The 19915-nt window shown below is 69.6% G+C and carries 15 protein-coding genes; 7 read left to right on the top strand and 8 right to left on the bottom strand.

Annotated elements, in window-relative coordinates:
- Nucleotides 1-36 precede the first annotated feature (36 nt).
- Entirely contained in the window at nt 37-2850 is a 2814-nt protein-coding gene (gene secA, locus ACWC1K_RS44345) for a preprotein translocase subunit SecA (RefSeq protein WP_450839202.1), read from the bottom strand.
- A 280-nt stretch (nt 2851-3130) separates the two neighbouring features.
- Here secA and ACWC1K_RS44340 point away from each other — a divergent pair, with 280 nt between their 5' ends.
- Both ACWC1K_RS44340 and ACWC1K_RS44335 read left to right on the top strand, forming a co-directional pair.
- Nucleotides 3131-3721, top strand: a complete 591-nt coding sequence (locus tag ACWC1K_RS44340; RefSeq protein ID WP_450839201.1) for a GNAT family N-acetyltransferase — start codon at nt 3131-3133, stop codon at nt 3719-3721.
- 52 nt (nt 3722-3773) lie between these two features.
- Nucleotides 3774-4970 carry a winged helix-turn-helix domain-containing protein gene (locus ACWC1K_RS44335; RefSeq protein WP_450839199.1) on the top strand — a complete coding sequence of 399 codons (1197 nt, stop codon included), beginning with the start codon at nt 3774-3776 and terminating at the stop codon, nt 4968-4970.
- A 17-nt stretch (nt 4971-4987) separates the two neighbouring features.
- On the opposite strand, the gene ACWC1K_RS44330 is transcribed toward ACWC1K_RS44335, so the two are convergent.
- The 7 genes from ACWC1K_RS44330 to mtnA all read right to left on the bottom strand — a co-directional run bounded on the left by ACWC1K_RS44330 (nt 4988) and on the right by mtnA (nt 14044).
- On the bottom strand, nt 4988-5734 hold the full coding sequence (locus ACWC1K_RS44330) for a response regulator transcription factor (RefSeq protein ID WP_351476258.1): 747 nt from the start codon (nt 5732-5734) through the stop codon (nt 4988-4990).
- A gap of 207 nt (nt 5735-5941) precedes the next feature.
- Entirely contained in the window at nt 5942-6634 is a 693-nt protein-coding gene (gene hpf / locus ACWC1K_RS44325) for a ribosome hibernation-promoting factor, HPF/YfiA family (protein WP_450839198.1), read from the bottom strand.
- Nucleotides 6635-6947: 313 nt separating this feature from the next.
- Complete coding sequence (locus tag ACWC1K_RS44320) at nt 6948-7883, bottom strand: ComF family protein (protein ID WP_450839196.1); 936 nt, start codon at nt 7881-7883, stop codon at nt 6948-6950.
- 147 nt (nt 7884-8030) lie between these two features.
- Complete coding sequence (locus ACWC1K_RS44315; RefSeq protein ID WP_450839195.1) at nt 8031-9857, bottom strand: LpqB family beta-propeller domain-containing protein; 1827 nt, start codon at nt 9855-9857, stop codon at nt 8031-8033.
- Nucleotides 9847-11898, bottom strand: coding sequence for an MtrAB system histidine kinase MtrB (gene mtrB / locus ACWC1K_RS44310; protein ID WP_450839193.1), 2052 nt, complete (start codon nt 11896-11898; stop codon nt 9847-9849). The genes ACWC1K_RS44315 and mtrB overlap by 11 nt, the downstream gene beginning before the upstream one ends.
- A gap of 1 nt (nt 11899) precedes the next feature.
- Nucleotides 11900-12589 (bottom strand): two-component system response regulator MtrA, encoded by a 690-nt coding sequence (mtrA, locus tag ACWC1K_RS44305; protein ID WP_016438163.1) that lies wholly within the window; start codon nt 12587-12589, stop codon nt 11900-11902.
- A gap of 306 nt (nt 12590-12895) precedes the next feature.
- Entirely contained in the window at nt 12896-14044 is a 1149-nt protein-coding gene (gene mtnA / locus ACWC1K_RS44300) for an S-methyl-5-thioribose-1-phosphate isomerase (protein WP_450839192.1), read from the bottom strand.
- A gap of 140 nt (nt 14045-14184) precedes the next feature.
- On the opposite strand from mtnA, the gene ACWC1K_RS44295 reads away from it, so the two are divergent.
- The 5 genes from ACWC1K_RS44295 to ACWC1K_RS44275 all read left to right on the top strand — a co-directional run bounded on the left by ACWC1K_RS44295 (nt 14185) and on the right by ACWC1K_RS44275 (nt 19819).
- Nucleotides 14185-15537 carry a glycerophosphoryl diester phosphodiesterase membrane domain-containing protein gene (locus ACWC1K_RS44295; RefSeq protein ID WP_450839190.1) on the top strand — a complete coding sequence of 451 codons (1353 nt, stop codon included), beginning with the start codon at nt 14185-14187 and terminating at the stop codon, nt 15535-15537.
- A 70-nt stretch (nt 15538-15607) separates the two neighbouring features.
- Nucleotides 15608-16327, top strand: coding sequence for a DUF4129 domain-containing protein (locus ACWC1K_RS44290; protein WP_450839236.1), 720 nt, complete (start codon nt 15608-15610; stop codon nt 16325-16327).
- Entirely contained in the window at nt 16324-17520 is a 1197-nt protein-coding gene (locus tag ACWC1K_RS44285) for a DUF4350 domain-containing protein (protein ID WP_450839189.1), read from the top strand. Before ACWC1K_RS44290 ends, ACWC1K_RS44285 begins: the two co-directional genes overlap by 4 nt.
- Nucleotides 17520-18509, top strand: a complete 990-nt coding sequence (locus ACWC1K_RS44280; protein ID WP_450839188.1) for an AAA family ATPase — start codon at nt 17520-17522, stop codon at nt 18507-18509. The genes ACWC1K_RS44285 and ACWC1K_RS44280 overlap by 1 nt, the downstream gene beginning before the upstream one ends.
- On the top strand, nt 18509-19819 hold the full coding sequence (locus ACWC1K_RS44275; RefSeq protein WP_450839187.1) for a DUF58 domain-containing protein: 1311 nt from the start codon (nt 18509-18511) through the stop codon (nt 19817-19819). Before ACWC1K_RS44280 ends, ACWC1K_RS44275 begins: the two co-directional genes overlap by 1 nt.
- The last annotated feature ends 96 nt before the right edge of the window (nt 19820-19915 follow it).

Genomic DNA, 19915 nt, shown 5'->3' with positions numbered 1-19915 from the left:
GGTGACCCGGCCCTTCAAGCCGCTACGGCGCGCTGCTCACTTCTTGCGGCGGCGCCCGCTCCGGGACTGCTTGCGCCGCTCCGCGCGCGTGAGACCGTCGGCCTCCGAGCGCACCGGCTCCTCGTCACCGACGAAGTCGCCCTCGATGGTGCCGCCCTCGCCGTCCACGGTCGGCGCGGAGAAGTGCAGGTTCCGGCGCTGCGGAGCGTCCAGCCCCTTGGCGCGGATCTCCGGACGGCTGCCCGCCTGCGCCGGCACCACGTCCTGCTTCTCCATGTCGACCGGCGCGGCGTCCTCGACCGGGACCTCCTCGACCTGCTGCTCGACCTGGACCTCCAGGTTGAACAGGTAGCCGACGGACTCCTCCTTGATGCCCTCCATCATGGCGGTGAACATGTCGAAGCCCTCGCGCTGGTACTCGACCAGCGGGTCCTTCTGCGCCATCGCGCGCAGGCCGATGCCCTCCTGGAGGTAGTCCATCTCGTAGAGGTGCTCGCGCCACTTGCGGTCCAGGACCGACAGCACGACCCGGCGCTCCAGCTCACGCATGATCTCGGAGCCGAGCTGCGCCTCGCGTGCCGCGTACTGCTCGTGGATGTCCTCCTTGATGGACTCGGAGATCCACTCGGCGGTCAGACCGGCCCGGTCACCGGCCGCCTCCTCCAGCTCCTCCACGGTCACCTTCACCGGGTAGAGCTGCCTGAAGGCGCCCCACAGGCGGTCGAGGTCCCAGTCCTCCGCGAAGCCCTCAGCGGTCTCCGCCGCGATGTACGCGTCGATCGTGTCGTCCATGAAGTGGCCGATCTGCTCCTGCAGATCCTCGCCCTCCAGGACACGGCGGCGCTCACCGTAGATGACCTCGCGCTGGCGGTTGAGGACCTCGTCGTACTTCAGGACGTTCTTACGGGTCTCGAAGTTCTGCTGCTCGACCTGCGACTGCGCGGATGCGATCGCGCGCGTGACCATCTTGTTCTCGATGGGTACGTCGTCCGGGACGTTCGCCATCGACATCACGCGCTCGACCATCTGCGCCTTGAAGAGCCTCATCAGGTCGTCGCCGAGCGAGAGGTAGAAGCGGGACTCACCCGGGTCGCCCTGACGGCCGGAACGACCGCGCAGCTGGTTGTCGATACGCCGCGACTCGTGCCGCTCGGTGCCCAGGACGTAGAGCCCGCCGAGCTCCTTGACCTCTTCGAACTCCGCCTTCACGGCCTTCTCGGCACGCTCCAGGGCCTCGGGCAGGTAGTGCGCCCACTCCTCGATGTGCTCCTCGGGGTCGAGGCCGCGCTGACGCAGCTCCGCCTCGGCGAGGTCGTCGGGGTTGCCGCCGAGCTTGATGTCCGTACCACGGCCGGCCATGTTGGTGGCGACGGTCACGGCGCCCTTGCGGCCGGCCTGGGCGACGATCGTCGCCTCACGGTCGTGCTGCTTCGCGTTCAGCACTTCGTGCTGGATGCCGCGCTTGGAGAGCTGCTGCGAGAGGTATTCGGACTTCTCGACCGACGTCGTACCGACGAGGATCGGCTGGCCCTTCTCGTGCTTCTCGGCGATGTCGTCGACGACCGCCTCGAACTTGGCGACCTCGGTGCGGTAGATCAGGTCCGACTGGTCCTTGCGGATCATCGGCTTGTTGGTCGGGATCGGGACGACGCCGAGCTTGTAGATCTGGTGGAACTCGGCCGCCTCGGTCATCGCCGTACCGGTCATGCCGGAGAGCTTCTTGTAGAGGCGGAAGAAGTTCTGCAGGGTGATCGTGGCGAGCGTCTGGTTCTCGTCCTTGATGTCCACCCCTTCCTTCGCCTCGATCGCCTGGTGCATGCCCTCGTTGTAGCGGCGGCCGGCGAGGATACGGCCGGTGTGCTCGTCGACGATCATGACCTCGCCGTCGATGACGACGTAGTCCTTGTCCTTCTTGAAGAGCTCCTTGGCCTTGATGGCGTTGTTCAGGTAGCCCACCAGCGGGGTGTTCACCGACTCGTAGAGGTTGTCGATGCCCAGCCAGTCCTCGACCTTGCTGACGCCGGACTCGTGGATGGCGACCGTGCGCTTCTTCTCGTCGACGTCGTAGTCGCCGGTCTCCTCGACGCCCTTGAGCGGGTTGCCCGCCTCGCCCTTCTTCAGCCGGGTGACCAGCTTGGCGAAGTCGCCGTACCACTTCGTGGCCTGGTCGGCCGGGCCGGAGATGATCAGCGGCGTACGGGCCTCGTCCACGAGGATGGAGTCGACCTCGTCGACGATGGCGAAGTTGTGGCCGCGCTGCACCAGTTCGTCCTTCGACCACGCCATGTTGTCGCGCAGGTAGTCGAAGCCGAACTCGTTGTTCGTGCCGTAGGTGATGTCGCACTCGTACTGCTGGCGGCGCTCGGCCGGCGTCATGTTGGCGAGGATGCAGCCGACGCTCAGGCCCAGGAACTTGTGGACGCGGCCCATCATTTCGGAGTCGCGCTCGGCCAGGTAGTCGTTGACCGTGATCAGGTGAACGCCGTCCCCTGACAGGGCGTTCAGATACGCCGGCAGCGTGCCTACCAGGGTCTTGCCCTCACCGGTCTTCATCTCGGCGACATAGCCGAGGTGGAGCGCCGCGCCACCCATCATCTGCACGTCGTAGTGACGCTGCCCGAGGACGCGCTTGGCGGCCTCGCGCACGGTGGCGAATGCCTCGGGGAGCAGGTCGTCCAGACTCTCGCCGTCGGCGTACCGCTGCTTGTACTCATCGGTGAGGGCCCGCAGCTCGGCGTCGGAGAGGTCGACGAAATCCTCTTCGATGGAGTTGACCTGGTCCGCGATGCGGTGCAGCTTGCGCAGGATTTTGCCTTCGCCTGCACGCATGATCTTCGAGAGGACGGACACGGGGGTTGGTCTCCTTGCCGGTCGGGCCTGGGACGGTCGGTTTCCATTTGACTTGCTGAGCAACGGCCATCGTATGCGAGGACCCCGCCAAGCCGGGAGGCCTGCCGGTACGACGACCGCCGAAGGCTTGGCGCACCGCTTCAAATCTTCTTCAAAGGGACAACGGACGGGCCCTGCGGATGGTGCCGCATCACGCCCACGAATTGCGCGAATTGTGATCACGCGCTCACGCACGGCAAAAGGATGGCGCCCGTGTCGGGCCTCCGAGGAGAATCAGCCGATGGAACCCGTCACGCTCACGACCTCCCGGCTGCTCCTGCGGACGGTCGGCCCCCAGGACACCGACGTGGTGTACGCCGCGGCCCAGGATCCCGACATCCAGCGCTGGACAACGATTCCCTCGCCCTACCTCGCCGAGCACGCGCGGACATTCACCGAGGAACTCGCCCCCAAGGGGTGGGCCAACGGTTCCATACTCACCTTCGCTCTGTTCCTCCCCGAGGGGGAGGAACTCGTGGGCATGCTCAGCCTCACCATGCATTCCCTGAGCATGGCCGAGGTCGGCTTCTGGGGCACGAAGGAACACCGTGGCAACGGCTATGTCACCGAGGCCGTCGTCGAGGTCTCCCGCTGGGCCTTCACCCAGTTGTCGGTCGACCGCCTGGAATGGCGCGCGGAAGTCGGCAACGACGCCTCCCGTGCGGTGGCGGAGCGCGCCGGCTTCGTCATCGAGGGCGTCCTGCGCTCCGCGATCATCCACCGGGGCGTGCGCCGGGACTCGTGGGTCGGTGCCCTGCTGCCCTCGGACCTGGGGCTGGCGTCGACGGCGCCGTATCTCCCGGCACCCGCCTCAACCCCGGGCGTCCACTGATGAATTCGCAGGTCACCCCCTATTGTCAGTGCCTCCTCCTATCGTGCGGACCATGACGACCCCGCGCCCCGCCGCCGAACTCTCGGCAGACGAAGCCCGTCGCATCGCCCTGCGCGCCCAGGGCCTTCTCGGCACACCCGACCGCAGAGCCGGAGTCCGCGGTGTCCTGCGCCATCTCGGCGCGGTCCAGCTGGACACGATCTCGGTGCTGGCGCGCTCCCATGAGCTCATCGCGTACGCCCGCCTCGGCGCGGTGGGCCGCGCCAAGGTGGAGGAGGCGTACTGGAAGGCGCCGTCCGCCGCCCCGCACGCCTTCGAGTACTGGTCGCACGCCGCCTGCATCCTCCCCGTCGAGGAGTGGCCCCACTTCGCCTTCCGCCGCCGCGCCTACCGAAGCCGCCCGCACTGGAACCACGACCTCCCCGACGGCACCTACGACCAGGTCATCAAGCAGCTCCGCGCCGAAGGCCCCCTCACGGCGACGGAGTTGGGCGGTGCGAAGCGCACCAGTGAGTGGTGGGACTGGTCCGGCGCCAAGGTCGCCGTCGAGCGTGCGCTGATGTACGGGGAGGTGGTGTGCGTGGAGCGCCGCGGCTGGAAGCGGGTGTACGACCTCGCCGAGCGCGCGATCCCGGACGCACTGCTGCACGACGAGCTGGATGACACGGAGTGCCTGCGCCGTCTGGTCCGCCTGGCCGGCCAGTCCCTGGGCGTGGGCACGCGCGCGGACATCGCCGACTACCACCGTCTCAAGGGCGAGCAGGTCGACGCGGTGATCGCCGACTCGGGCCTGGTCCCGGTCACGGTCGAGGGCTGGTCCAAACCGGCCTGGGCCGACCCGGCGGCTCTGGACGCCCCGCCGCGCGGCCGCCACCGCACCACGCTGCTGTCCCCCTTCGACTCCCTGATCTGGGAGAGGGCGCGCACCGAGCGAATCTTCGGCTTCACCCACCGCCTGGAGGCCTACGTCCCGAAGCCGAAGCGGGTGTACGGCTACTTCGCGATGCCGGTCCTCGCCGGCGGCCGCCTGGTCGGCCGGGTGGACCCGGCCCGTGACGGCGCCACACTGGTCGCCAGGCAGGTCACCCTGGACGGCCCCAAGGTGGTCCCGGCCGTGGCGGAGGCGCTGGTCGAGGCGGCGAGCTGGGTGAACTGCACCAGCGTACGAGTGGAGCGCGTGGACGCCCCGGAGCTGCACGAGCCGCTCACCAAGGAGGTGACCCGGGCGCTCGTCGCGGCCATGCGCTGACCGGGGCCACCGGCCCTTCAGCGGATCTCGAGGATCTTCTCCCGCATCGCGTACACCACCGCTTCCATCCTGGAGTGCAGCTGCAGCTTCTCCAGGATGTTGCGGACGTGGTTCTTCACGGTGTTCTCGGAGATGAACAGCTCCTTGGCGATGTCCCGGTTGTTCATCCCGGTGGCGACCAGCTTGAGGACCTCCAGCTCGCGGTCGGTCAGCCGCGGCGCGGGCACCAGCCGGCGCTCGTCGGTCCGCTGGATCATCGACTTGAACTCGGTGAGCAGCTTCGACGCCATGGACGGGCTGATCTGGGACTGCCCGTCGGCCACGGCGCGAATGGCGGTGGCTACCTCGTCCGTGGAGATCTCCTTGAGGAGATAACCGGTCGCGCCCGCCTTGATCGCGTCGTAGAGGTCGGCTTCCTCGTCACTGATCGTCAGCATGATGATCTTGGCGCTGGGGGCGACCTCCTTGATGGAGGTGCAGGCCTCGATCCCGCCCCGCTTCGGCATCCGTACATCCATCAGGACGATGTCCGGCAGCAGGTCGGCCGCCTTGTCGACGGCCTCCGCGCCGTCCCCGGCCTCCCCGACGACCTGGATGTCCTCCTCGGCCGCGAGCACGATCTCCAGGCCCCGGCGGAAGAGGGCGTGGTCGTCCACGACAAGGACTCTGATCGGCTCCTTGCGTGGAGAGCCCGCGTCCGGGCCCATGCCGACGACGCCGCCGTCGGCATCCTCCTCATGCATCGGTCCGAAGCTGTCCGCCATCGTTCCTCCCCCTGAAGGCTGTGTGGCCTGTGGTGCTGTGCCATCGCCAACCCAAGGCAGCGGCCCACCGGTTGGGCCCTTGCCGCCATGATTCCATGCCCGGGCGACAACGCGGTGTCAGAGCGGTTCGTGAAGGGGTCGCACACTGATGCCCCTGGGGGCGCACAGGCGCTCCAGGGGCACCGGCTCAGCCGTCAGCCGCGCGGGTCAGCCGCCCAGGGTGCCGCCGGGCGCGGGAGACTGCGCCTGGGCAACCATCGGGTCGGTGCTGAGGTGGATGACGCCGTAGTCGTAGGCGTGCCGCCGGTAGACGACACTGGGTTCCTTCGTCTCGGAGTCGACGAACAGGTAGAAGTCGTGTCCGACCAGTTCCATCTCGTAGAGGGCCTGGTCGAGGGTCATCGGGGAGGCCACATGGGTCTTCTCGCGGACGATGAGGGGGCCTTCGCCCTTGACCTCCAGTGAGCCGATCTTCTTGGTGGGCACTCCGTCCTGGTCTTCCTTGTGGACGGGGTGGCCGTTCCCGTTGAGCGTCGCCGCGCCCGGGACGTGGTCGGGGACCTCGGCGGCCGAGATCCTGCGCGCGCCACGGCGGGAGAACCGCTTGTCGTGCTGCTTGCGCAGCCGGGCATCCAGCTTCTCCGCCGCCAGGTCCAGCGCCGCGTACGGGTCGCTGGCCGCCGCCTCCGCCCGGATCACCGGACCGCGGGAGCGGAGCGTGATCTCCACTCGGTCACAACGGTCGGCCTGTCGGGGGTTGGGCTCCTTGGACACCTCGACGTCGAGGCTGATCACCTTGCCGTCGAGCTTCTGGATCTTCTCCAGCTTCAGCTTCTCGGCCACGTGCTTGCGGAACCGCTCGGGCACCTCGGTCTTGCGGCCCTTGACGACGATGTCCACGCAGAACTCCGTTCCCGGATCACTCCGCTCCACTGGCGGAGCATCTCCCTTTTGCACCAGGTTCCGGCGAGCTCCGGAACCTACGGACTCGGTGACTTCCACCTCCTCCCCCGCAGACGAGATCTCCACTCCACCGCGACGGGTGATTGTGAAAAACCCGCAGCACGGCATTCGGGTACGAGAGCGATGGCCTGCGCCTTTCTCTCACAACCGAACATATCTCGCCTGGACGGATGTCGTCACCCTCTACCGCGGCGTACCTCCGTTCAGGTGAATTGACCCTCTCATTACCTGCAACGATGCAAGTTGGCAGTCAGTTCCGGTTTGTTTCGAAAGAATCTGGGGGCGCCGCGACCACAGCTGCGCAGATCACCTCATCTGCGCCGCCCGCACCCGCCATTCCTGGCACTGAGTGCATACCAGCGGGCCCCGCGTCCGCCGAGCCGACGATCCGTTCTCCTGTGCCTTCCCGAGCAGCTGCCGTGTACACGGCCGAAGTTGCTTCGTCGTACGAAACCAGCCCCGAGAACTGCCCTTGCGCAGCCGCCTCTTGTTCTCTCCCTCCGTGCGCGCCCGCCCTCCCTTCCGGCTCGACCGCCGCCCGCACGGCGCGCGCCGCTTCGGCCAGGGACGCACCGGTGGTCATCAGGTCGTCGACAAGCACGACCGAACCGCCGCGAAGCAGCCGGTCACCCCCGGGAGCCACCGCCAGGGCGCCCGCGAGATTGTCCATCCGCTGCCGGGAGTTGAGTCCCGACTGGTCGGCCACGGCGCGTCGCTGCCGCAGCACGGCGAGGACTCGGGCCACGGTCCCGGTCCGCCGCAGCTCGCCCGCCGCCGCGAGCGCGATCCGTCGTGCCGGGTCGTGGCCCCGCGCCCGTACCGCCGCACGCGAGGACGGAACAGGAACGAGCAGTACGGGCACTCCGCCGGCCGCAGCGACAGGGCCGGCCGCTTCCCTGAGCCCCGTCCGCACGGCCCCTGCCAGTGCCGTGCCGAGCGGTGCCGCGAGGGCCAGCGCGCCCCGTTCCTTGTGGGCCAGCAGCGTGGCTCGCACCTCGTCGGTGTACCGGGCGGCCGCGTGCACCACGGGCAGCCCGGGCGGCTCCGGCACCGGTCGCACCCGGCTCGGTGCGGTCCCGCTCAGGACGGCACGGCACTCCGGGCAGAGCACCGTGCGAGGCCTCCCGCAGCCTCCGCACTCGGCCGGCAGCACCAGGTCGGTGAGGTCCTGCCACCACCCCCGCATGCCCACCACTCTGCCAACCCCCGAGCCCCCCGGCCAGCCCTGTGGATAACTCCCTGTGGACAAGTCGCCCGGGGTGCACATCGCCCCCTCACTCCGGCCGGAAACACCCTGCCCCGGCCAACCTCACCGCTCCCCCGCGAGACGGCGTCACCCCGGATAGACCGGCGCCACCCCGTCCGTGACCTTCTGCCACTGCCCGCCGGACGGCAGTCGTACGATCCCGTCCTCCGAGTCCGCCACCAACGGCAGCCGGTCGGACTCGGCCGCGGTGATCTCCTTGATCCCGGACAGGGCCGCGGGTGCCGGTCCCTCGGGCGTGGACCCGTCGACCTGCGCGTACCGCATGGTCTGCAGTCCGCCCTGTTCACGCCCGACCACCACGAGCCGGCTGTCCCCGGCCCACGACATGGCTGTGACGTCCTCCAACTCCGGTGTTGCGGAGTGCAGTCCGAGCACCGAGACGGTGGGCCGGTCCTCCGCGGCTTCCTGCCGCCGCTCGATCCGCCCGATGAACAGGGACTTCTTCTTGCCTTTCGCCACCACGAGCGCGATGCGCACCCCGTCGGCGGCCACCCGGACGTCCTTGATACGGCCGTCCAGCTCCGGGACCTTCACCGCGAGCGGTTCGCCCCTGCCCTGTTCCAGCAACAGCAGCCGGGGGTTGCCGGGGTCGCGGTCGGCCACCCAGAGATCGCCGTGGACATCCCAGCTGGGCGCCGTCAGCCGGTCCTTTTCGGACTTGGCGTGGCTGGTCAGTAGGGGGGTCCCGAGTGAGTCGCCGGACACCAGCGACGCGACGTACAGCTCCTTGTCGTCGCCGGAGACGGCGGCCGCCTTGTTCTCGTCGTGCGACACGGCGACCGAGCGCAGCTGCTTCGCACCCTCGCCGAGCGCCCCGGCCACCGGTTCGGCCCTGGAGCTGCTGTTGTTGCCGCTCCCCATCCGTACGAGCCGGTTCTTGCTGTCGATGAAGTACAGGTAACCGGGCTGCTGCATCGTGCCGCGCGCGGTGGCGGCGTCGGCCTCGCGAAGCGAGCACAGCCGCGCATTGCCGGATTGCAGCTCGACCTGGTCCACCGCGGGGGTGAGGTTCTGCAAAGTGAACAGGAGCTGGGCGGCCATCTCGTTGCACTGGCCGTGACCGACCCGGCGGGCCTTCTCGTTCAGCTCCACGGTCAGCTTGTTCTGGTCGTCGGGCGTCAGCGTGGTGACGCTGTCCTTCAACGCCGTACCCGTCGGGAAGCTGGTCCGCACCACGTGATCGAGCCAGTTCGTGGGCCCGTTGAGCAGCGAGCGGACCATCTGTGTCATGGGGTCCACGCGCCGACGGACGTACACGGGATCGGCGACGGCCGCCGGCGGCGCCGTTGTCCCGGCCGCGGCGTTGGAGGCGAAGTAGTACTTGTTGACGGACATGTAGTTGCGCTGGAAGTCCGACTTACCCATGACGACGCCCTGCGGCAGGATGTCGATGCGCCACTGCTTGGTCTTCTTGTCGCGCGTGAGATGCACCGGCGCGTCGTAGGGCCCGTTGTCGGGCGAGTACGCCTGCTGCTCGTCCACTTTCGCGACCCTGGTACCGGTCAGCGTGAACGAAAGGTCGTCGCCCTCCCGGCCTCCCAGGCGGCTGGGAGCGATGCCGGGCCCGTTGGCGAGGACCGTGCTGGACAGCCCTGGTTTCCAGCCCTGAGACGCCCTCTTGGTCAGGTACTGCCGCGCCGTCGAATAGTTCGGATCGTCGCTGGTCAGCGCTTCGAGGAAACCGGAGACGATGTCCGAGGGCTGGGCGTCTTCCTGAGGCGGCATGGCGAAGACCCGCACCTGGGTGTCCTGTCGCGGCGTGGAGTCCACACCGCGCAGGTCTCCGCTGTCGGGCATCGAGGCGCATCCCGCCAGCAGTACGGCGCCACAGGCTGCGTACGCCGCCGCGCGCATCGGTCTGCGTCCGGCGCCCCCCAAGCGGTCAGCGGCCACGAAATGCCTCCCCTTGCTTCTTCGAGTCCTCCGGCCCGGTGTCAGGGCGGCTCGAGGTCTCGGCTCCGTCCTCGCCGGGCGTCTCGTTGCGTCGTCTGGTCCCGGAAGCCGGACGGGGCACCACACGCGCGCCGTTCCCGGGCAGTGCCGTCGGGTCGGCTGTGGGGGCCGCTCCGCCCCCTCTGGGGGCCATGTGCGGTATCTGGTCCGCGACCGGCTGCGCGGGCACGGTGGCGGATTTGTCGCCGCGCGGCAGCCCCGCCTCGTTGAGTCCCCGGTTGCGCCGCGAGTCCTTGGGCTCCAGGGGTATCGGCGAGCCCCGCAGCGGCTCGTCCGCGGTCCGCGGCAGCGTCAGCCGGAACTGCGAGCCGCCGCCGGGCTCCCCCCAGGCCTGCAGCCAGCCGCCGTGCAGCCGCGCGTCCTCCAGGGCGATGGACAGCCCCAGGCCCGTACCACCGGTCGTACGCGCGCGTGCCGGGTCGGCCCGCCAGAAGCGGCTGAACACGCGCGTGGCCTCACCGGGCTTGAGTCCGACGCCGTAGTCGCGCACCGCGACGGCGACCGCCCCACCGGCCGCGGCCAGCTTGACGAGGACGTCCTTGCCCTCTCCGTGCTCCACGGCATTGACGACGAGGTTGCGCAGCACCCGCTCCACGCGCCGCGCGTCCGCCTCGGCGACGACGGGCTGCTGGTCGCCGAGAACCCGTATGTGGGTGCCCTTGCGCTCGGCGAGCGGCTCGGCCCCGCTGACGACGCGCCGTACGACCTCCCTGAGGTCTATCGGCTCCGCCTCCAGCGCCGCCGCCCCCGCGTCGAACCGGCTGATCTCCAGCAGGTCCGCGAGCAGCGACTCGAACCGGTCCAGCTGGTCGGCCAGCAGCTCCGCCGACCGCGCGGTCACCGGATCGAAGTCCTCCCGCGCCTCATGGATGACGTCCGCCGCCATCCGCACGGTCGTCAGCGGTGTCCGCAGCTCGTGCGACACGTCCGACACGAACCGCCGCTGCATCCGCGAGAGGTCCTCCAGCTGCTGGATCTTCAGCTGAAGGTTCTGCGCCATCTTGTTGAAGGCCTCACCGAGGCGGGCGATGTCGTCCTCGCCGGTGACCTTCATACGTTCCTGCAGCCGCCCGGCGGACAGCCGCTCGGCGATCCCCGCCGCCATCCGCACAGGCGTGACGACCTGCCGTACCACCAGCCAGGCGATGGCCCCGAGCAGTACGACGACGAAGAGCCCCGCGGTTGCCAGCGTGCCCTTGACCAGGCTCAGTGACTTCTCCTCCTGGGTGAGCGGGAAGAGGTAGTAGAGCTGGTACGGCTCGCCGTTGGGATCGTTGACCTGTTTGCCGATGACGAGTGCCGGCTGTGATTCCTTGTTGTTGCTGTACTGGATGCGGGTGTAGCTCTGGGCGGCCGTCGTGTCGTCGTTGATCCGCGCGCGCAGGTCCTCGGGCACGCTGGCCGTCGGATCGACGTACCCGGATGCCCGCGGTCCGCGACCGCCGCCACTGTTGTCGACGCCCCCGGGCAGCGTCACCACGTCGAAGGCGCCCTGGCCACCGCTGGACAGGGACTCCACGAGGTCGCTCATCCACGAGGTGAGGTTCTGCGACTGCCGTGCGTCCGCCGCCGTACCGTCGTCGCTGGTCCCGGTCGCCGCCTCGTCGGCCTTCTGCTTGGCCACGGCGAACCCGCCGGTGGCCTGACTCTGCGAGGCCTTCACCTTGGCATCCAGCAGCCCGTTGCGCACCTGGCCGATGACGACGAATCCCAGCAGCAGCACCACGCCCAAGGACATCAGCAGCGTGGTGACGACGACCTTGAGCTGGATGTTGCGCCGCCACAGCCGCATGACGGGCAGCAACGGCCGACGGACCCAGCGCATGAACAAGCGGAGCACCGGGCTGCCCTGGACGCCGCCCTGCAGCAGCCCGCCCTCCAGCAGCCGGCCCCAGCGCGATCCTGTCGTCCTCCGGCCGACAGGCCGCCCCGCGCCGACCCTGTCCGGCCCCGGCGCCGAAGCGGCACTGTCACCGGACATGTCAGCTGGGCCCTGCCTTGTAACCGACGCCCCTGACGGTCACCACGATCTCCGGCCGCTCCGGGTCCTTCTCGACCTTGGAGCGCAGCCGCTGCACGTGAACATTCACAAGCCGGGTGTCCGCAGCGTGCCGGTATCCCCACACCTGCTCGAGCAGCACCTCGCGCGTGAACACCTGCCACGGCTTCCGCGCCAGCGCCACCAGCAGATCGAACTCCAGCGGCGTCAACGCGATCGACTGCCCCTCGCGCTTCACGGAGTGACCGGCCACATCGATGACGAGGTCACCTATGGCCAGCTGCTCCGGTGCCGGCTCCTCCGACCTCCGCAGCCGCGCCCGGATCCGGGCGACCAGCTCCTTCGGCTTGAACGGCTTCACGATGTAGTCGTCGGCACCCGATTCCAGCCCGACCACCACATCGACGGTGTCGCTCTTGGCTGTGAGCATCACGATCGGCACGCCCGACTCAGCCCTGATCAGGCGGCACACCTCGATACCGTCCCGCCCGGGCAACATCAGGTCGAGCAGCACCAGGTCGGGTTTGCTCTCCCGGAATGCGGCCAGCGCCTTGTCGCCGTCGGCTACGAAAGACGGCTCAAAACCTTCACCACGCAGCACGATGCCGAGCATCTCGGCCAGTGCCGTGTCGTCGTCGACGACAAGGACTCGTCCCTTCATAAACGACATCATCCCATTCTCATAACGGTGGCGAAGGTGCAGGTGAGCAGCGTCACTGGCCCGTGACGATAGTCGTATCCGGCCGTCACTGTCTGCCCCTGTCCCGCGACGTCGATCTCAGACACTGATGTCAGCTACCCAGGGTAGGCGGAGGCTGACCATACGGTCGGTCCAGCAGTCCTTGGCCAGAGTGCAGCGATGCCACGACGGACGTGGCCTGCCCGCCCCGATCCCACTCACTGGCGGACGGTCGAGGAGCGCACGTTGCCGGCCCCGGACCGCTACCCGGCAGACCTCGCCCGCGAGCCGAGCTCACCCTCAGCTGATCGTCACCTCGCGCGACCTGGCACGCAGCTCCGCAAGGGCCTCAGCCGTCACGGGTGAGACGGCACCCTCTTCTGTGACGATCGCAGTCACCAACTCCGGCGGCGTCACATCGAACGCCGGGTTGTACGCCTGGGTCCCCAGCGGCGCCACCGGAACTCCGCCTCCTGCTTCCGCTCCTGCCACCGGCACCTGGGGTGCGGTGATCTCGGTCACCTCATGGCCGGGCCGCTGCTCGACCTCGATGGAGGCCCCGTCGGGGGTGTCCGGATCCAGCGTCGTCACCGGTGCCACCACGATGAACGGCACATGGTGGTACCGCGCGAGCACCGCGAGCGGGTAACTTCCGACCTTGTTCGCCACGGAACCGTCGGCCGCAATGCGGTCCGCCCCGATCAGCACCGCGTCCACCTCGCCCGCCGCGAAGAGCGAGCCCGCCGCGTTGTCCGTGAGCAAGGTGTACGCCATGCCACTGCGAGCCGCCTCATAAGCGGTCAGTCGAGCGCCCTGCAGCAACGGACGCGTCTCGTCCACCCACAGCCGCCGCAACTTCCCCGCGCGATGCGCCGCGAGCGCCACCGCGAACGCGGTCCCCTCCCCGCCCGACACCAGCGCCCCGGTGTTGCAGTGGGTGAGGATCCGGTGCCCGCCACCGGGCAACAGCTCGTCCAGAAGTGCCAGCCCACACTCGGCCATACGGGCACTGGCCTCGGCGTCCTCCTTGTGCAGCCGACGGGCCGCGGCGAGCGCCGCCGCAGCAGCCTGCCCGGCGTCGCCGCTCCTGGCGAACTCGGCCCGGTAGGCGGTCTGGGCCCTGCGCACACCGACAACGAGGTTCACCGCAGTGGGCCGGGCACCCGCCAGCGCGGTTGCGGCCTCGTCCACGTCGAAGCCGCGCGCGGCGGCGAGCGCGACACCGTACGCTCCCGCGATGCCGAGCAGCGGCGCCCCGCGCACAGCCAGCGAACGGATCGCCTCCACCAGCGCGGGCGCGTCCGTGCAAACCCGCTCGACCTCCTCTGCCGGCAGCCTCGTCTGGTCGAGAAGTACCAGTACGGGCCCTTCTGGTGGCTCCTCCCAGCGGATCGCCGGTATCTCGGTCGGACTGCTGTCTTCGCCGGATTGCACGTACTGATCAGCCATGCGGTCAGTCTGCCCCTTATCCGGCGGACAATTGAAGGTGTGCAGCCCATACCGCGGCCGGTACCCCGGCGACCACCCCATGGCACGATGGCTGCCAACCTGCCGCCGCGACCGCGGACGGGCACCGTGAAGGAGCGACGATGAAAGACACTCCGGGCTGGGCCTCGCCCGGATCTGCCCCGTCCGACGGGCAGGAGCCCGGCGCGTCCGGCCCTGCCGGGCCCACCGACCGCCCCGGCCCCGCGGAGCCCGCGGACCAGCCCCGTTCCGACCCGCAGGGCACGCCTGACCCGCAGGGCCCCGGCCCGCAGTGGTCCAAGCAGCAGCCGCCACCCGGCCAGTGGTCCGCGCCCGCCGGCTCCGACCGACCTGCTCCGCCGCCCCCACCGCCCAGCCCGGGCTGGGGCACCCAGCCTCCCCCCGGCCCAGGAGCCCACGGTCCCGGCGGCTTCCAGGCCCACGGCACTCCCGGGTACCCCGCATGGGGCGGCGGCTGGGGCGGCCCCCCGCCGGCCGCCAAGCCGGGTGTCATTCCGCTCCGCCCGCTCGGCGTGGGCGAGATCCTCGACGGCGCCGTCTCCACCATGCGCACCTACTGGCGCACGGTATTGGGCATCTCCCTGACCGTCGCGGTGGTCACCCAGGTCCTCGTCATCCTGCTCCAGGGCCTGGTGCTCAACGACACCAGCACCGCGGCCCTCGACGAGCCGAGCGCCACCGCGAGCGAACTGGCCCGCGCCATGGGCGAGGTCATGCTCAGTTCCGGTGCGGTCTTCCTGATCACTCTGATCGCCACAGTCGCGGCGACCGCCCTGCTCACCGCCGTCACCAGCCGCGCGGTCCTCGGCCGCCCCGTGACCGCGGGCGAGGCCTGGCGCGACGCCCGCCCTCAGGTCGTGAAGCTGTTCGGCCTGATCCTGCTGCTGCCCCTCATCGCGATCACCATTGTGTTCGGGGGCGCGCTGCCCGGCATCCTCGTGGCGGTCTTCGGGAACACCGACGGGGGTGTCGCACTCGCCGTCCTGGGCGGCCTCGCCGCCGGCGTCGTCGCCCTGTGGCTGATGATCCGCTTCTCCCTGGCGTCGCCCGCACTGATGCTGGAGAAGCAGGGCGTCGTGAAGTCGATGAGCCGATCCGCGAAGCTGGTCCGAGGCTCCTGGTGGCGTGTCCTCGGCATCCAGTTGCTCGCCGGAATCATCGCGAACATCATCTCGGCGATCGTCGTCGTCCCCTTCACCTTCCTCGCCGCAGCGCTCGGCGGCGAGGGCGTCGTCGGCTTCCTCAACGGTGAGGGCAACAACCTCGGCTGGACCTTCCTCATCATCAGTGGGATCGGCTCGGTGATCGGCTCCATGATCACCTTCCCGATCAACGCCGGTGTCACCGTGCTCCTTTACATCGACCAGCGCATCCGCCGCGAAGCCCTGGATCTCGAATTGGGACGCGCTGCCGGTGTCCAGGGCTACGGCACCGACACAGGCTCGGGAGGCTGATGCGGTGAGCATCACGGGGGGAGGTCTCACAGCGGTGCCAACGGCCCTGCCGCGCGCCGCAGAGTCGGCCATGCGGACGCTGCTGCGCGCCGGCAACACATCCGTCCTGTCGCTGGCGCACTCCGGCAACGAGCCACCCGTGACGATCCCTCGGGACCCCGCACGTGAGGCAGCCCGTCGAGAGCTGTCGAAGCGCATGTACCACGAGAACGACCCCAGCCTGTTCCAGCGCGCCCTCAACGCCTTCTGGGACTGGGTCGACAAGCTGTTCGGCTCGGCGGCGGCCGCGACCCCCGGAGGCACACTCGGCCTGGTCGTCGTCATCATGGCCGTCCTCGCACTGCTGGGCGCGCTGTGGTGGCGGCTGGGCACACCACGGCGTGAACCCGCCTCGTCCGCCACCCTGTTCGACGATCGCCCCCGCAGCGCCGCCGAACACCGCGCGGCCGCCGAGGCGCACGCCGCCCAGGGCCACTGGAACCAAGCCGTCCAGGAACGCATGCGCGCCATCGTCCGCTCCCTCGAGGAACGCGCGCTGCTCGACATCCGCCCCGGCCGCACCGCGGACGAGGCAGCCGCAGAAGCGGGCCGCGTACTGCCCGACCACCGGGACCGGCTGCACGCCGCTGCCCGGGACTTCGATGATGTGACATACGGCGGCCGAAGGGCGAGTGAGCAGTCGTACCACCGCATGGCCGAACTCGACCGCGACCTCGAACGCACCAAGCCCCAACTCGCGAGCAGCAGCCCCAGCACTGCCCACAACGCCCGCCAGGGAGCCGCCGGATGACGACCGAGGTCATGCTCCCCTCCACCTCGGCCTCGCCCACCGCACGGCAGGTGTGGACCCGCGCACGCGGCATTGCACTCGCTGTAGTGCTCCTCCTGGCGGCGGCCGTCGTGATCGCCGTGATCCGCTCCGACACGCGGCACGGCGAACTCGACCCACGCTCCGTCGACTCCCACGGCAGCCGGGCCGTGGCCGAACTCCTCGCGGACCGCGGTGTGTCCACACGCGTGGTCACCACTCTGGACGGAGCCCGCGCAGCAGCCGCCCCGGACACAACTCTCCTGGTGACCCTCCCCGACCTGTTGACGCCCCGTCAACAGACCAGGCTGCACTCCGCGATCGCGCACTCCGGTGGCCGGACCGTCCTCGTCGCCCCAGGCAGCTCGTCCGTCGAGAAGCTCGCCCCCGGCGTCACCGCGGACCCCGCCACCAGCTTCGACTCGGCCCTCGCCCCCGACTGCCAACTGCCCGCCGCCCGCCGCGCGGGCACCGCAGAGACGGGCGGCATCCGCTACACGACGACACGCCTCGGCGCCGACGAGTGCTACCGCAGCGAGCGGCTGGCCACCCTCCTGCGCATTCCGGAGACCTCCGGAGACGGCGACACCGTCGTCCTCGGCGCGCCCGACATCCTCTTCAACGACCGCCTCGACAAGGAGGGCAACGCCTCGCTCGCCCTCCAGCTCCTCGGCTCCCGCCCCCATCTGGTCTGGTACCTCCCCTCGCTTTCCGACAACTCCTCCACCGACACCGGCGACGAAAAAGGCTTCTTCGACCTGCTCCCCTCCGGCTGGCGCTGGGGCACACTGCAACTCTTCTTCGCGGCAGCCCTCGCCGCCTTCTGGCGGGCGCGCCGACTGGGCCCCCTCGTGCCCGAAAAACTCCCCGTGGCGATCCGTGCCTCCGAAACCGTGGAAGGCCGCGCCCGTCTCTACCGCAAGGCGAACGCCCGCGACCGCGCGGCCGCCGCTCTACGCTCCACCACCCGCACCCGCCTCGCCCCCCTCGTAGGCGTCCCCGTCGCCCAGGCGCACGCGCCCGAGGCCCTGCTCCCCGCCCTGTCCGCCCACCTCCACGGCGACGGACAGACTCTGAACTCCCTCCTCTTCGGCCCGCCACCCGCCGACGACACGGCTCTCATCGCCCTCGCCGACCAACTCGACGCCCTCGAAAGAGAGGTACGCCGTCCATGATGGACCCGACCACTGACAACGCCGGGCAGACCGGGGACCCGGGCAAAGCCCGAGCCTCCCTGGAAGCCCTGCGCGCCGAGATCGCCAAAGCCGTGGTCGGCCAGGACCCTGCCGTGACCGGCCTCGTCGTCGCCCTCCTCTGCCGCGGACATGTCCTACTGGAAGGAGTCCCCGGGGTCGCCAAAACGTTGCTCGTACGCGCCCTCGCCTCCGCCCTCGAACTCGACACCAAACGCGTGCAGTTCACCCCCGACCTCATGCCGAGCGACGTCACGGGCTCCCTGGTCTACGACACTCGCACCGCCGAGTTCTCGTTCCAGCCCGGTCCGGTCTTCACCAACCTCCTCCTGGCGGACGAGATCAACCGCACGCCCCCGAAGACCCAGTCGTCCCTCCTGGAAGCCATGGAGGAACGCCAGGTCACGGTCGACGGCACCCCGCGCCCGCTCCCCGACCCGTTTCTTGTTGCCGCAACCCAGAACCCGGTCGAGTACGAGGGCACATACCCCCTCCCCGAAGCCCAACTGGACCGTTTTCTCCTCAAACTGACGGTCCCTCTCCCCTCCCGCCAGGACGAGATCGACGTCCTCACCCGACACGCCGAAGGCTTCAACCCGCGCGACCTGCGTGCCGCCGGCGTACGCCCCGTGGCCGGCGGGGCCGACCTGGAGGCCGCCCGTGCCGCGGTCGCCAAGACGGCGATCTCCCCGGAAATCACGGCCTACGTGGTGGACATCTGCCGGGCCACCCGCGAGTCGCCCTCCCTCACCCTGGGCGTCTCCCCACGCGGCGCCACGGCCCTCCTTGCCACCTCGCGCGCATGGGCATGGCTCACGGGCCGTGACTACGTCATCCCCGACGACGTCAAGGCCTTGGCTCTCCCCACTCTCCGACACCGCGTGCAACTCCGCCCCGAGGCCGAGATGGAAGGCGTCACAGCGGATTCCGTCATCAACGCAATCCTCACCCACGTCCCCGTTCCCCGCTGATGCCACTCACCGGACGCGCCGCGCTCCTCGCGGCACTCGGCTCCCTCCCCATGGGTATCTGGGACCCCAGCTGGACGGGCATCCTCGCGGTGAACGGCCCCCTGGCTTTGGCCTGCGCCTGCGACTTCGCCCTCGCGGCCCCGGTACGGCGCCTCGGCCTGACCCGCTCCGGCGACACATCCGTCCGGCTGGGCGAGACCGCCGACGTGACCCTCACCGTCACCAACCCGTCGCGCCGTCTCCTCCGCGCCCGCCTGCGTGACGCCTGGCCCCCCAGCAGCTGGCAGCCCGGCACGGAAATCGCGGCCTCACGCCACCGCCTGACCGTGCCTGCGGGCGAACGCCGCCGGACCACCACCCGTCTGCGCCCCAGCCGCCGCGGCGACCGTCAAGCAGACCGCGTGACGATCCGCTCCTACGGCCCCCTCGGTCTGTTCTCACGCCAAGGCAGCCACCAGGTTCCCTGGACAGTACGCGTTCTGCCCCCCTTCACCAGCCGCAAGCACCTGCCCTCGAAACTCGCCCGTCTCCGCGAACTCGACGGCCGCACCAGCGTGCTCACCCGCGGCGAAGGGACAGAATTCGACAGCCTGCGCGAGTACGTCCCAGGGGACGACACCCGCTCCATCGACTGGCGAGCGACGGCCCGCCAGTCCGCCGTCGCCGTGCGCACGTGGCGCCCCGAACGCGACCGCCACATCCTGATCGTCCTGGACACCGGCCGCACCTCAGCCGGCCGCGTGGGGGACGCCCCACGCCTCGACGCCTCCATGGACGCGGCCCTGCTCCTGGCAGCTCTCGCTTCACGCGCCGGCGACCGGGTGGACCTGCTCGCCTACGACCGTCGGGTACGCGCCCTCGTCCAGGGCCGCACAGCACGCGACGTCCTCCCGTCCCTGGTGAACGCAATGGCCACCATCGAACCGGAACTGGTCGAACTGGATGCCCGAGGCCTCACAGCGACCGCACTCCGCACGGCCCCCCGCCGCTCACTCATCGTGCTACTCACAAGCCTCGACGCGGCCCCCGTGGAGGAAGGTCTGCTCCCCGTGCTCGCCCAACTCACCCAGCGCCACACCATTCTGATGGCATCAGTGGCGGATCCATACATCGCGCGCATGGCGAACGCCCGTGGAAGCACCGAGTCCGTCTACGAAGCTGCAGCCGCTGCCCAAGCCCAAAGTGAACGCCACCGCACCGCGGAGCAGCTCCGCCGTCACGGAGTCACAGTCGTCGACGAGACCCCGGAAGAACTGGCGCCGGCACTGGCCGATGCATATCTGGCCCTGAAGGCGGCGGGACGTTTGTAAGGGGAGGGCCCTCTTTGAAGGGCCCGGAGCCTAAAAGCCTTGAAACGCAGAAAACCCCCGCACCGAATGGTGCGGGGGTTTTCTCAAGAATTGTTC

This window comes from Streptomyces sp. NPDC001492, assembly GCF_053597275.1.
The sequence above is the reverse complement of the archived record's forward strand: the minus strand, read 5'-3'. Positions and strand labels throughout refer to the sequence as shown.

Bases quoted from the DNA above. Each gene is read 5' to 3' on its own strand.
- ACWC1K_RS44340 (WP_450839201.1), top strand. From the start codon at position 3,131: ATGGAACCCGTCACGCTCACGACCTCCCGGCTGCTCCTGCGGACGGTC.
- ACWC1K_RS44335 (WP_450839199.1), top strand. From the start codon at position 3,774: ATGACGACCCCGCGCCCCGCCGCCGAACTCTCGGCAGACGAAGCCCGT.
- ACWC1K_RS44330 (WP_351476258.1), bottom strand. From the start codon at position 5,734: ATGGCGGACAGCTTCGGACCGATGCATGAGGAGGATGCCGACGGCGGC.
- ACWC1K_RS44320 (WP_450839196.1), bottom strand. From the start codon at position 7,883: ATGCGGGGGTGGTGGCAGGACCTCACCGACCTGGTGCTGCCGGCCGAG.
- mtrB (WP_450839193.1), bottom strand. From the start codon at position 11,898: ATGTCCGGTGACAGTGCCGCTTCGGCGCCGGGGCCGGACAGGGTCGGC.
- mtrA (WP_016438163.1), bottom strand. From the start codon at position 12,589: ATGATGTCGTTTATGAAGGGACGAGTCCTTGTCGTCGACGACGACACG.
- mtnA (WP_450839192.1), bottom strand. From the start codon at position 14,044: ATGGCTGATCAGTACGTGCAATCCGGCGAAGACAGCAGTCCGACCGAG.
- ACWC1K_RS44295 (WP_450839190.1), top strand. From the start codon at position 14,185: ATGAAAGACACTCCGGGCTGGGCCTCGCCCGGATCTGCCCCGTCCGAC.
- ACWC1K_RS44290 (WP_450839236.1), top strand. From the start codon at position 15,608: ATGCGGACGCTGCTGCGCGCCGGCAACACATCCGTCCTGTCGCTGGCG.
- ACWC1K_RS44285 (WP_450839189.1), top strand. From the start codon at position 16,324: ATGACGACCGAGGTCATGCTCCCCTCCACCTCGGCCTCGCCCACCGCA.
- ACWC1K_RS44280 (WP_450839188.1), top strand. From the start codon at position 17,520: ATGGACCCGACCACTGACAACGCCGGGCAGACCGGGGACCCGGGCAAA.
- ACWC1K_RS44275 (WP_450839187.1), top strand. From the start codon at position 18,509: ATGCCACTCACCGGACGCGCCGCGCTCCTCGCGGCACTCGGCTCCCTC.